A 13,025-nucleotide genomic window follows, 5' to 3' on the forward strand; every position below is an offset into this window, starting at 1 on the left:
ATATTCCTAACACAACACGTTATTAAACGGCTCTACAGTCACTTGGACACCCTTAGATGTGTCGCCTTGGAATTGATCTAATATTACAAAGCAATTAGCTAAGCTCATTGATGTCAGCATACCCGATCCTTGGCCACCTGTGATGGCCACTTCAAGCTCGCCCGCTTCATTGCGACTGAGTATGCCGCGTTGGTATTCGACTCTGCCAGGATGTTTACGTATATCCGTCAGTAACTTGGCTTGGCAAAATAAAGGCGTAACCGGTTTGAGTCCCTGCATCTTTTTCAAAATAGGTAATACGAGCTTATAAAAAGTCACCATCGAAGAGACCGGGTTACCGGGTAAACCACAGAAAATAGCATTATCAATTTTACCGAAAGCAAATGGTTTTCCTGGTTTAATGGCCAGTTTCCAAAAGGTGATTTTGCCTTCTTCAGATAAGATTTGTTTAGTAAAATCAGCATCACCAACAGATACACCGCCTGATGTGAGCACCATATCCGCTTGGCTAGCCGCTTCTTTAAATGCTCCGCGAATCGCTTCTTTATTGTCGGCTATTACGCCCAAATCAATCCATTCAACATTACTTTTACTCAGTAAGCCTTGGATTGAATAGCGGTTAGAATCATAAATCTGTCCTGGCGCCAATTCGCTTCCCACCGGGCGTAATTCATCGCCAGTGGAAAAGAAGGCCACTTTTAATTTGCGTGTCACCCTTACTTGGCTGATACCAATGGTGGCGAGTACCCCCATTTCTGCCGCGCGGATAATGACACCACGGTGTAATACTTTTGTACCAGCCAGCAGTTCTTCACCGCGACAGCGCACATTGGCGCCTAAGCGATGTGGATGTTCAATACTAATCTGGTTTTGGTTTGCTTGAGTTTTTTCTTGCATTTGTACGGTATCAAAACCTGGGGGAATAGGAGCACCGGTCATAATGCGGATACAACTATTAGGTAGCACTTTGCCACTGAATGGGTGGCCTGCAAAAGAGCTACCCACTAATGTGAAAGTTGTTTTATCTTGTGATGCCGTTAAGTCTGCAAACCGAAATGCATAACCGTCCATAGAAGAGTTATCAAAAGGGGGTAAATCAATACTTGAGGACAGATCTTCGGCAAGAACCCTGTCGATAGCTTGGGTTAATGTTACCATTTCGGTATCTTGAGTTGCTTCAACTTGAGCTAAAAGTTGCTCAATCGCTTGATCGGGATGCAGCAATGTTGGTTGAGCGCAAGGGTCTTGATTACTAGACATCAGAACTTCCTTAATGAAATGCTAAAATACGCTGTAGCGTATTTTGGCTGAAAAATAGGTGTTTGCATTTTCATGGGGCTTAGTATGCCATGATGGCACAAGCGTTTTATGATCACACTTAAGGTTTTAAATTTTATGCCGAAAAATAACGCCAATGCTGGTTGGTACTTGTACATTATTCGCTGTGCAAATTCACATTTATATACAGGTATTACCACGGACATTGCGCGCCGCTTTGCTGAGCATCAAACAGGCAGTCCAAAAGCGGCTAAATATTTAAAAGGTAAAGGCCCGTTAACCCTGGTTTACCAAGAATCCTTAGTGGATCGAAGTGAGGCATCAAAACGCGAAAGTGCGATTAAAAAACTGTCTCGCCAGCAAAAGTTAGTGTTAATTGAACAGCATCAGCGACTAGGGCGTCACTCTACCAGCGATAACATGCTTGTAGAGTGACGAGCAGATTACTTAGATACCCTTAACACAGGATATTTCATGTATTGGTTATCATAATATGGGCTGCGTTCATAAAACCAACGGAGTCTTGCTTCACTGTCTTTGGCAAAATCAGGGTTCTTTAGCGCGAGATTGAATTCAGCTTGTAGGCCGGGATTCTCTTGTAACATTTTTGCCGCTAAAGGTTCAACCGCATAATCTTCAATGTATTCGGTGCGGGTGAAAATAGGATTAAAAAATCCCCAGTAAAACAGTGAATCCTCGGCTTGTGGCTCGAGCAGCAGCATGGCTAAATCACCCAAAGGCTGGTCGGTTAGAATACGCACAGTACCTGCAGGAAGATCAGTAGTAACTTTGTGAATGCTCGTGTTGGCAGTGACTGTTTGATGGCCTTCGTAATCAGCACTAGAAAACATGGGCTCGCTGAATTGATATTGCTGTGCGGTTACTGTGGTGACTTGATTAAGACGCGTCATTCTGATGCCGTGTAAAGCGAGACGATCAATCACATCAGCCCACTGTGGTGGAATATAATACGCCACAGGACGCGTCACTGTCACAATCGGTTTGGTATTAGCCACAAGCGGTAAGTTTTTATATAACTTAGGTTCACCTGTCCAGCGTACTACTTTGTCCCCACTGATTGGGCTTTGCTCAATACGGTAATCAATACCTTTAAAGTCTCGCCCTTGTGCTAATGTTTGGTTCTCCCAGCTTAGGGTTAACTTGCTTGGATTTCGGTATTTATCTTCATTGATGGCAGATTTTAGCTTAGTGCTATTTTGGGCCACTGTTTTAAGGGTTTGTTCAAGCATGACATAGGTGCCAAGTACGCGTTGCTTGTAGGGCTTAAGGCTATGGTTTTCAATTAAAATGGTGGGTAAATGACGGGCATCGCCATAGCCATTGGAGAATCGTGGGCTAGGGTTCCAAAGTGATATACCTTTACTCATGTCGGTATTGTCGTTAGCAAAAACTAATGGACCAGGTATGTGGCCTTGTTCTGTTAAGGCTTGTTCTACCTCTGGACGATAAATAGTCTCTAGCCATTTAAAAATGCTCGGGCTGTAACCTTGAGCGAGGTTGTAGCCAAAGGTGACATCATATTGGTAGTCAATGCCATCGGTAACATGGACATCTATGTATAAATCTGGCTGCCAAATATTAATAGTGCGAATAAGGTGCTGCATTTCCAGTGCATCAGCTTTGGCATAATCACGGTTTAAATTGAGGTTTTTAGCCGTAGTACGCCAACCCATGTTCACAGGCCCACGCTGATTAACGCGGTTAAATTTGCTGCTGCGCTCGTGAGCATCAACACTGAAAATTGGGATAAACAGTAAGTTAACGTTTTCAAGTAACTCGCGTTTGTGGTTATGACTGATATCACGCAATAACATCATCCCAGCATCTTTACCGTCAATTTCGCCAGCATGAATGCCCGCTTGCACTAGCACGGTCGCTTTACCATTATCACTCAATGCTTGCGCAGTTGATGCTCCATCTTGCGACGCAACAATCATCCATATATCTCGGCCTTGGGGACTTTTGCCGATACTAACCAGTTGTAATACATCGCTGCTGTCGACGAGTTTGTTTAACCATTGCACCGTATCATGATAGTTCGGGCTAGAAACGTAACCGTTTTGCTCAAACGGAGTGATCCATGGCTGATCTGCACTTAATAACAAGGTTTCACTTGCACCAGACCAAGGTTGAATTGGCGGCAGTATATTGTCGTTTTCAAAATGTGCAGTGTGCTCTGTTGCGACTATGGGCGTCGAAGATGCAGCATCATCAGCATGAGTGAAAGTAGAACAAATCAGTAACGGACTAACCATTAAACTTGCAAGCAAAAAGCGGCGCATGAATATCCCTGTAAATGGTGATGGTGTTGACATAATAACGGTAATAACATCATAGCATTGCCTATCAACAGTTTCAGTGGCTTTATGCTGTAATTTTACAGATAAAAAATCCCAACCGAAGTTGGGATTTTAGGCATGACATCGCATTATGTTAATTGCGAATTCTTGCTGGCTTATTTAGACGTTTGGGCCAGCATTTTTGATTGCTTCAGACACTTTATATTTAGCAAAGTTGTCACTGAACTCTTGTGCTAGTTGTTGTGCGTATTTGTCATAGTCAGCTTTATTTTCCCATGTATTAACTGGGTTGAGTAAAGCGGTATCTACACCCGATACACTAACAGGTACATTTAGGTTGAGTTTATCGATATGCACTGTGGCGACATCTTTTAATTCACCACTTACAATCGCGTCAACAATGGCGCGAGTGGTTGGAATATCAAAACGTTTGCCTACACCGTGTGGACCACCCGTCCAGCCGGTGTTAACAAGGTAAACTTGGCTACCAAACGACTCAATGCGTTTCATTAGCAGCTCGGCATACACACCTGCAGGACGTGGGAAGAATGGTGCACCAAAGCATGTTGAGAACGTTGACTGGATTGCCGATGTTGAGCCCATTTCTGTTGAGCCCACTTTTGCGGTATAGCCCGATAAGAAGTGATACGCTGCTTGCTCTTTGCTTAACACTGACACTGGCGGTAATACACCTGAGACATCACAGGTTAAAAACACAACGGCATGAGGCTCGGCACCACGGTTATCTTCTTTACGCTGAGCGATATGCTCTAAAGGATAGGCTGCACGACTGTTTTCGGTCAGGCTAGTGTCTTTATAGTCAGGTACTCGCTGTTCATTCAGAACGACGTTTTCCAACACAGTTCCAAAACGAATCGCATCCCAAATCACTGGTTCATTTTTCTGGCTCAGGTCGATACATTTAGCATAACAACCACCTTCGATATTAAACACGCCACCCGGAGCCCAGCCGTGTTCATCATCACCAATTAAGAAGCGTTTTGGATCAGCGGATAGGGTTGTCTTACCTGTACCCGATAAACCGAAAAATAATGTGGTATCACCATCATGGCCAACATTGGCCGAGCAATGCATTGGTAATACACCTTTAGCAGGTAATAAGAAGTTCTGTACTGAGAACATCGACTTCTTCATTTCGCCAGCGTATTTTAAGCCCGCAAGCAGTACTTTTCTCTCGGCAAAGTTAAGAATAACCGCCGCGTCAGAGTGGGTGCCATCACGATCCGGTTCACACACAAACCCAGGCGCATTGATAATTTGCCATGTGTCTTTGTTGCCACGATTAAAGCTTTCTGGCGCGATGAATAAGTTACGAGCAAACAGCTGATGCCAAGCATATTCAGTGGTTACACGCACTGGAATATAATGATCATCATCAGCGCCGACTTCAAGTTCAGACGTAAATAACTCTTTGTCTGCAAGGTAAGCTTCTACACGGCCCCATAATGCATCGAATTTACCCGCTTCAAATGGACGGTTTACTTTGCCCCATTCAATATCCGCTTCTGTATTTGCCTCTTTGACAATAAAACGGTCATTAGGCGAGCGACCTGTTCTTTCTCCTGTTTTGGCCACTAAGGCACCATTCGCGGTGAGCTGACCTTCTCCACGAAGAAGCGCTATTTCTACCAGCTGTGCTGTCGTAGGGTTAAGGTGAACGCGGTTAGATACATCCGCCATAGTGTTGATCTCCATGTCTTTTAGGTCGTGTTTCGCAGTGAATCGCTATTGGGGTTAGGTGTTCAAACTTAGCTTGATATTATTTTTTGCGCGGAGGCTATAAGCTAATGTCAGGGATTGTAACGCAAGTTAATGTTTTGGTAACGAACAGTTTGGTAATATTTTTGAAAGTTATTTTGTTTTGAGGGGGTTTTTAGTGATTTTTAAGGCAAAAAAAGCGCATTGCGCGCTTTTTTGTAATGGGTTACGTAGGTTGTAACGGTATGAATTACTGTTTTGACTGACTGCTATGGCTGCCCGAATATAGTGCGGCAATATCTATTGCGTCAAAAGCGTATTTTGCTGTGCAGTATTCGCAATCCATTTCGATTTTGCCATCTTCAGCCAAAATGGCCTCAACTTCATGTTGTGATAAGGTCTTGATAGCAGCGCCACTGCGTTCATATGAACAGCTACATTTAAAGGTAACATCAACAGGGTCAAATAAACGTACTTCTTCTTGATGATACAAGCGATGTAATACCTGTTCAGCATCCAGTGTGAATAGCTCTTCTGCTTTAATTGTAGCGGTCAATGCTGCTAAATGTTCAAAATCATCCGTTTGATCTGACTTCGATGGCAATACTTGCAGCAGCATACCTGCAGCTTGTTTGCCGTTAGCAAATAACTGAATTTGAGTCGGTAATTGCTCTGATTGATTAAAATATTCTTCTAAACATGCGGCTAGATTGACATGGTCTAGTGATACGATACCTTGATAACGTTCACCTTCATCAGGTGTTAAGGTGATCACCATGTAGCCTTTACCAAACATTTCCTGCAGGCTCGCATCATCTGCAATATCATCATTCCAACGGGCAACACCACGTAAAACTTGCTTATTGTTACCATTAATTACCGCTAAAGAAACCGGGCCATCGCCTTGTAACTGCACGCTAATATCGCCATTAAATTTAATGGTGGCGGTCAGTAATGATGTTGCCGCCATTAACTCACCAATTAGATGCTCTATTGCCACGGGATAAGTATGTGCAGAAAGCACTTCTTGGTAGCTATTTTCTAATTGGACTATTTCGCCACGCACATCGACGTTATCAAAAATGTAGCGATGTAAAATATCGTTGTTCATTTGTATTCTCTTACTCTTTGGGCGCTTAGTAGTCTTTAAAGCGCATAATCTGTCGTCTTTGTTTTTTATCCGGTTTATGATCTGGGGCCGGATTGTTCAATATATTTAACCGTCTTGCTTCAGCGTTTATAATCCGTTTACTGATGCTTTCTGGTGTTTCTTCGTATAGGGTTTGCGCTACATTGGCGCTTTGTCTATGACCAGATAATTGGATGACAAAAACCTCTTTATCATCATTACCTTGGCGAAGACGGATTTTTGCACCGACTTCTGCATTCTTACTGGATTTAGTCCGTTGGCCGTTGTAATGTACTTTACCGCCATTGATCATGTCTTTTGCGATAGCGCGGGTTTTATAAAAACGTGCCGCCCATAACCATTTGTCGAGCCGAATAACGCTTTTTTCGGGCTGAGTTTGAGTCAAATGACCTCCAAAACAGGGATGATTTCACAGACTGAGTAACCTAACTGCCATACAATGTGTGTATTATCGTAATAGAGGGCAATATTATGGCTCTTTTATGGTCGCAAAGTTAGCATATTTGATGGAGATTCGCCAATCGATATGCTCTGGGGTTGTCGCTTTATCCTGTGTGAGTTAGCATGACGACTTCACATATATTTAACGAATTTTATTAACAATTAGAACAGAGACCTGTACCAAGGCGTATAGAGGGTCCAATAACATATGGATTTATTAGATAAACTGATCACCAACGCAGCAAAAATACCGCATAAACGATTGAGTATGATTGTATTTTGGCTTGGATTGATCATTGTGTTGCTACTCGCAGCACAAATCACATGGAAGTTGATGCCAGTATCATCGCAATCTGCGGTGTGGCAACCATCCCCCATCTCTGCGGGCACTGCAAAGCGTATTGAGCTTGCCGGTGTGCGTGATCTATTTCTTTTTGGCCGCTTAGACAATAACAACGACAAGCCTAAAGTTGAAGTCGTAGAGCAAATAACTGATGCACCTAAAACAAACTTGTCAATTCAATTGACGGGAGTTGTTGCATCCACCGAGGAAGCTCAAGGCTTAGCCGTAATTGAATCAAGTGGTCAACAAGAAACGTATAGTTTAGGCGATAAAATTAAAGGGACTTCGGCTTCTTTAAAAGAGGTTTATGCTGACAGGATCATTATCAGTAACAGTGGCCGTTATGAAACCTTAATGCTTGATGGGCTTCAATACACCACACAAGGTGCGGCAAACACCCAGCTACAACAAGCTAAAGTTGATCAACAGGTCACTCGAGTTGATCGTCGCGATAATGAACGTTTTTCTGAAGATCTGTCTAATTCTCGTGACGAGTTACTAGCAGACCCAAGTAAAATTACAGACTTTTTGGCTATTTCACCGGTTCGTAATGGTGATGAATTAGCGGGTTACCGTTTAAACCCTGGCAAAGACGTCGCATTGTTTAAGCAAGCGGGTTTTCAGGCTAATGATTTAGCCAAATCAATAAATGGATTTGATCTGACCGATATGGGTCAGGCATTAGAAGTGATGGCACAATTGCCTGAGCTCACCGAAATGGCTGTCATGGTTGAGCGTGAAGGGCAGTTGGTCGAAATCATGTTTAGTTTGCCAGAATAATTTGGCGTTAGAGGATTGAGTAGAATGAATAATAAAGGGATCCGACATAAGATTATTGCTGGAATGCTGATGGGAGCTGCGATGATAGCAGCACCAAGTGCTTGGTCGGAACAATATGCCGCCAATTTTAAGGGCACTGACATTCAAGAGTTTATTAATATTGTCGGTAAAAACCTCAATAAAACCATTATTGTAGATCCAACCGTACGTGGCAAAATCAATGTCCGCAGTTACGATTTACTCAATGATGATCAATATTACCAATTCTTCCTTAACGTACTTCAAGTGTATGGTTATGCCGTGGTTGAAATGGAAAACCATGTCATTAAAGTGATTAAAGATAAAGATGCCAAAATGGCTGCTATTCGCGTTGCCGATGACAAAGCTCCAGGTGTCGGCGATGAAATGGTTACCCGTATCGTGCCTTTATACAATTCTGAAGCTAAGCAGCTCGCACCATTACTTCGACAGTTAAATGATAATGCTGGTGGCGGTAACGTCGTCAACTATGACCAATCAAATGTACTAATGATTTCTGGCCGTGCAGCGGTAGTCAACAAGCTGGTAGAAATTGTTCGTAGAGTCGATAAGCAAGGCGATACAGATGTGCAAGTAGTGGCATTAGACTATGCCTCTGCAGGTGAGATAGTTCGAATTGTAGATACTCTTTACCGTTCCAGTGCTAATCAATCACAACTTCCAGGTCAAGCACCTAAAGTGGTCGCGGATGAACGCATGAATGCGGTTATTGTCAGCGGCGATGAGAAAAGCCGCCAGCGTGTGATTGAACTGATTAAGCGTCTCGATGCCGAACAAGCGAGTACCGGTAACACCAAAGTCCGTTATTTACGTTACGCCAAGGCAGAAGACTTAGTTGAAGTATTAACTGGTTTTGCACAAAATTTACAAGACAATAAAGAGGGCGCTAGTGCCCAGCAAGGCAACTCAAGTAAGCGTCGTAGTGATATCAATATTATGGCCCACAGTGACACTAACTCTTTGGTGATTAGTGCTGAGCCCGATCAACTGCGTACTATTGAAAGTGTGATTAGTCAGCTTGATATTCGCCGTGCGCAAGTGCTTGTTGAAGCCATTATTGTAGAAATAGCCGAAGGCGACAACGTTGGTTTTGGGGTGCAATGGGGTAGCGAAGCGGGTGGACTGACTCAGTTTAACAATATCGGTCCAACGATTGGTGAAGTGGGTGCCGGGATCTGGGCGGCGCGTGAAACCGATGGCACTACCGTAACCACTACTTCTGGTACTGAGTCTAATACTGTTGTTAATCCAACGACTGAAGGCGACTTTACGTTGATCGCGCAAGCACTCGGCAAAGTAAATGGTATGGCATGGGGCGTGACGACAGGTAACTTTGCCGCGTTAATCCAAGCCGTTTCAAGTGATACTAATTCAAACGTATTAGCCACACCGTCGATTACTACGCTCGATAACCAAGAGGCGTCGTTTATAGTTGGTGATGAAGTGCCCATTATTACCGGTTCAACCTCAAGCTCTAATAATGACAACCCTTTCCAAACGGTAGAACGAAAGGAAGTGGGGGTTAAGCTGAAAGTCGTACCGCAAATTAACGAAGGTTCATCGGTTAAATTAACTATCGAACAAGAAGTGTCGGGTGTTAATGGTAACACTGGCGTAGACATCAGTTTCTCTACACGCCGTTTAACCACTACTGTCATGGCAGATTCAGGCCAAATTGTCGTCTTGGGCGGTTTAATTAACGAAGAAGTTCAAGAAAGTATTCAAAAAGTGCCAATTCTTGGTGATATTCCTTTTATTGGTCATTTATTTAAGTCTTCTTCTAGCAAGAAAACCAAAAAGAATCTGATGATTTTCATCAAGCCCACTATTATCCGTGATGGCATTACAATGGAAGGTATTGCCGGGCGCAAATATAATTACTTCAGAGCATTGCAGCTGGAACAACAAGCGCGTGGTATTAACTTAATGCCAAAGACTCAAGTACCTGTATTAGATGAGTGGAACCAAGAAAATTATATACCGGACGACGTCAACGACATGCTTGATCGCTATAAAAGCGGCAAAGGATTGAGTACTGATATGCGTGATTCAGATCCCGCTTTACGTACCATCGATGAAAGCATGCAAAAGGACAAGGCTCAAAACAATGACTGATAGTGTGATAACTGAGCCATTAGCCCAAGTATCTAGTGACGTTGCCATGGAAGTGGTCGAAGGTGATGGGGTTTTTCACTCCAACAGTAAAGAACGTTTGCCGTTCGCCTTTTCACATCGCTTTCAATTAGTGTTAGCGAAAGATAACGATCAGCTTTGTCTTTTTTATACTGATAAAACGCCGCTCAGTGCCATGCTAGAAGTACGGCGCTATGCGGGTGTTGAGTTACCGTTGATTAAGCTAGAAGTGGCTAAGTTTGAGGCTAAATTAACTCAAGCATATCAAGCTAACTCCTCTGAAGCTCAACAGCTTATGGAAGATATCGGTAACGAGATGGACTTATTCACTCTGGCCGAAGAATTACCGCAAACCGAAGATTTGCTTGAAGGCGATGATGACGCACCAATTATTAAATTAATTAATGCGTTATTGTCTGAAGCCATTAAAGAAGAAGCCTCAGACATTCACATCGAAACCTATGAGAAACAATTAATTGTTCGTTTCCGTATTGATGGTGTGTTGAAAGAAGTATTAAAGCCAAATCGTAAGTTGTCATCTTTGTTGGTGTCGCGGATTAAAGTGATGGCGCGCTTAGATATTGCCGAAAAACGCCTCCCACAAGATGGACGTATTTCGCTGCGTATTGCTGGTCGTGCTGTCGATGTGCGGGTATCAACTATGCCATCGAGTCATGGTGAGCGCGTGGTAATGCGTTTACTGGACAAAAATACCGGTAACTTAGACTTACAACAACTGGGTATGACACCAGGCATTCGTGAAAAATTCGATGAACTAATTCGTAAACCCCACGGAATTATTCTTGTTACAGGGCCTACCGGTTCTGGTAAAAGTACCACCTTGTACGCTGGGTTAACGGAAATCAATTCTAAAGACACCAACATTTTAACCGTTGAAGATCCGATTGAATATGAGTTAGAGGGTGTTGGTCAAACTCAGGTCAATACTAAGGTCGACATGACTTTTGCTCGTGGATTACGCGCAATTTTACGTCAAGATCCTGATGTGGTGATGATTGGTGAAATTCGTGATTTAGAAACCGCGCAAATTGCGGTGCAAGCATCATTAACCGGTCACTTAGTGATTTCAACTTTACATACCAATACCGCATCAGGGGCTATTACCCGTTTGCAAGATATGGGTGTAGAACCCTTTCTAGTGTCATCTAGTTTGCTTGGCGTACTCGCTCAACGTCTAATTCGTACTTTATGCCCACAGTGTAAAGAAGCACATGAGCCTGATGAACGTGAACGTGAGTTACTGGGTATTACAGCGAACGACACCCGTATTATTTATCGCGCTAAAGGGTGTAAGGCTTGTGGCCAAAATGGTTATCGAGGTCGAACCGGTATTCATGAGCTACTTATCGTTGATGACAATGTCCGCGAGTTAATTCATGGCGGCAGGGGCGAATTAGCCATTGAAAAATATGTGCGCAAATCGATTCCAAGTATCCGCCATGACGGTATGAGTAAAGTACTCTCCGGTGTGACCACCCTAGAAGAAGTATTGCGAGTGACACGCGAGGAGTAATCAATGGCGGCGTTTGAATACAAAGCCCTTGATAGCAAAGGCAAACAACAAAAAGGTGTGATCGAAGCTGATACGGCACGCCATGCAAGAAGCCAGCTGCGTGAGCAGCGTCTTATGCCACTGGAACTTCTGCCGGTTAACGAGAAAGAAGCTCGCTCACAGCGTGGTGGGTTTAATCTCGCGAACGTGTTTAAAAAACGTATATCTGTTGCCGAACTTGCCCTGATCACGCGCCAAATCGCGACACTGGTAGCTGCGGGCTTACCGATTGAAGAAGCACTAAAAGCGGTTGGACAACAGTCTGAAAAAGATCGTTTAGGCAGCATGATTATGGCGGTGCGATCTCGAGTAGTTGAGGGTTACACCTTAGCTGACTCAATGGCTGAATTTCCGCATGTGTTTGATGATTTATACCGTGCAATGGTGGCATCCGGTGAGAAATCAGGCCATCTAGAAGTGGTACTTAATCGCTTAGCTGATTACACCGAACGCCGTCAACAGCTCAAAACAAAGCTAACACAAGCCATGATATATCCCATCGTATTGACTGTGGTCGCCATTGGCGTGATAGCCGTGTTATTGGCGGCTGTAGTACCTAAGGTTGTTGGCCAATTTGAACATATGGGCCAAGAGTTACCTGGCACGACCCAGTTTTTAATACTCGCATCGGATTTTGTGCAGCATTGGGGCGTGGTGGTGGTACTGATTATCTTCGGTTGTATGATTGTGTTTCAGCGTATGCTGACTAATCCGCAACTGCGAATGAAATACGACACCGCCTTATTGCAAATGCCCGTTATTGGTAAAGTCAGTAAAGGATTAAATACCGCACGTTTTGCGCGTACATTAAGTATTTTGTCAGCAAGCTCAGTGCCGTTACTTGATGGTATGCGTATTGCCAGCGAAGTATTACAGAATGTCAAAGTGCGTGCCGCCGTTGATGAGGCGACGGCGCGAGTCCGCGAAGGAACTAGTTTGGGGGCTGCGTTGACTAATACTAAGCTATTCCCTGCAATGATGTTGTACATGATTGCGTCAGGGGAAAAAAGTGGTCAATTAGAGAATATGCTTGAACGGGCTGCTGATAACCAAGACCGAGAGTTTGAGTCTAACGTCAACATTGCTTTGGGGGTGTTTGAACCCATGCTAGTCGTGAGTATGGCATCGGTTGTATTATTTATTGTAATGGCTATTCTGCAGCCTATTTTAGAGTTAAACAACTTGATCAGCGGCTAGGACTAACCTTGACCTTGCTTGGGTAAACCAAGCTTAACACCGATTTTACGC

At 43.6% G+C, this 13,025-nt stretch carries 10 protein-coding genes; 5 read left to right on the top strand and 5 right to left on the bottom strand.

Annotated features, from left to right (window positions below):
* Nucleotides 1-6 precede the first annotated feature (6 nt).
* Entirely contained in the window at nt 7-1,260 is a 1,254-nt protein-coding gene (glp, locus tag H5123_RS17055) for a gephyrin-like molybdotransferase Glp (RefSeq protein ID WP_182698730.1), read from the bottom strand.
* A 135-nt stretch (nt 1,261-1,395) separates the two neighbouring features.
* Here glp and H5123_RS17060 point away from each other — a divergent pair, with 135 nt between their 5' ends.
* Nucleotides 1,396-1,713, top strand: coding sequence for a GIY-YIG nuclease family protein (locus H5123_RS17060; RefSeq protein ID WP_259395688.1), 318 nt, complete (start codon nt 1,396-1,398; stop codon nt 1,711-1,713).
* 8 nt (nt 1,714-1,721) lie between these two features.
* Here H5123_RS17060 and H5123_RS17065 read toward each other — a convergent pair whose 3' ends face one another.
* The 4 genes from H5123_RS17065 to hslR form a co-directional block, all read right to left on the bottom strand.
* Nucleotides 1,722-3,581 (bottom strand): M14 family metallopeptidase, encoded by a 1,860-nt coding sequence (locus tag H5123_RS17065; protein ID WP_182698732.1) that lies wholly within the window; start codon nt 3,579-3,581, stop codon nt 1,722-1,724.
* 177 nt (nt 3,582-3,758) lie between these two features.
* The gene (locus H5123_RS17070) at nt 3,759-5,315 is read right to left on the bottom strand and encodes a phosphoenolpyruvate carboxykinase (RefSeq protein WP_124017730.1); all 1,557 of its coding nucleotides are present in this window, start codon (nt 5,313-5,315) and stop codon (nt 3,759-3,761) included.
* Nucleotides 5,316-5,568: 253 nt separating this feature from the next.
* Nucleotides 5,569-6,429 (bottom strand): Hsp33 family molecular chaperone HslO, encoded by an 861-nt coding sequence (gene hslO, locus H5123_RS17075; protein ID WP_124017729.1) that lies wholly within the window; start codon nt 6,427-6,429, stop codon nt 5,569-5,571.
* A gap of 25 nt (nt 6,430-6,454) precedes the next feature.
* Nucleotides 6,455-6,853 (bottom strand): ribosome-associated heat shock protein Hsp15, encoded by a 399-nt coding sequence (gene hslR, locus H5123_RS17080; protein WP_124017728.1) that lies wholly within the window; start codon nt 6,851-6,853, stop codon nt 6,455-6,457.
* A gap of 264 nt (nt 6,854-7,117) precedes the next feature.
* On the opposite strand from hslR, the gene gspC reads away from it, so the two are divergent.
* From gspC to gspF, 4 genes are read left to right on the top strand one after another with little or no spacing between them, the layout of a single operon-like run.
* On the top strand, nt 7,118-8,032 hold the full coding sequence (gene gspC / locus H5123_RS17085; protein ID WP_124017727.1) for a type II secretion system protein GspC: 915 nt from the start codon (nt 7,118-7,120) through the stop codon (nt 8,030-8,032).
* A gap of 24 nt (nt 8,033-8,056) precedes the next feature.
* Nucleotides 8,057-10,186, top strand: coding sequence for a type II secretion system secretin GspD (gene gspD, locus H5123_RS17090; protein ID WP_182698733.1), 2,130 nt, complete (start codon nt 8,057-8,059; stop codon nt 10,184-10,186).
* Nucleotides 10,179-11,738, top strand: a complete 1,560-nt coding sequence (gene gspE / locus H5123_RS17095; RefSeq protein ID WP_124017725.1) for a type II secretion system ATPase GspE — start codon at nt 10,179-10,181, stop codon at nt 11,736-11,738. Before gspD ends, gspE begins: the two co-directional genes overlap by 8 nt.
* A 3-nt stretch (nt 11,739-11,741) precedes the next feature.
* Nucleotides 11,742-12,974 carry a type II secretion system inner membrane protein GspF gene (gene gspF, locus H5123_RS17100; RefSeq protein WP_124017724.1) on the top strand — a complete coding sequence of 411 codons (1,233 nt, stop codon included), beginning with the start codon at nt 11,742-11,744 and terminating at the stop codon, nt 12,972-12,974.
* Nucleotides 12,975-13,025: the final 51 nt, after the last annotated feature.

The organism is Shewanella sp. SR43-4 (genome assembly GCF_014163845.1).
GTDB classification, from domain to species: domain Bacteria; phylum Pseudomonadota; class Gammaproteobacteria; order Enterobacterales; family Shewanellaceae; genus Shewanella; species Shewanella vesiculosa.

Bases quoted from the DNA above. Each gene is read 5' to 3' on its own strand.
- glp (WP_182698730.1), bottom strand. From the start codon at position 1,260: ATGTCTAGTAATCAAGACCCTTGCGCTCAACCAACATTGCTGCATCCC.
- H5123_RS17060 (WP_259395688.1), top strand. From the start codon at position 1,396: ATGCCGAAAAATAACGCCAATGCTGGTTGGTACTTGTACATTATTCGC.
- H5123_RS17065 (WP_182698732.1), bottom strand. From the start codon at position 3,581: ATGCGCCGCTTTTTGCTTGCAAGTTTAATGGTTAGTCCGTTACTGATT.
- H5123_RS17070 (WP_124017730.1), bottom strand. From the start codon at position 5,315: ATGGAGATCAACACTATGGCGGATGTATCTAACCGCGTTCACCTTAAC.
- hslO (WP_124017729.1), bottom strand. From the start codon at position 6,429: ATGAACAACGATATTTTACATCGCTACATTTTTGATAACGTCGATGTG.
- gspC (WP_124017727.1), top strand. From the start codon at position 7,118: ATGGATTTATTAGATAAACTGATCACCAACGCAGCAAAAATACCGCAT.
- gspD (WP_182698733.1), top strand. From the start codon at position 8,057: ATGAATAATAAAGGGATCCGACATAAGATTATTGCTGGAATGCTGATG.
- gspE (WP_124017725.1), top strand. From the start codon at position 10,179: ATGACTGATAGTGTGATAACTGAGCCATTAGCCCAAGTATCTAGTGAC.
- gspF (WP_124017724.1), top strand. From the start codon at position 11,742: ATGGCGGCGTTTGAATACAAAGCCCTTGATAGCAAAGGCAAACAACAA.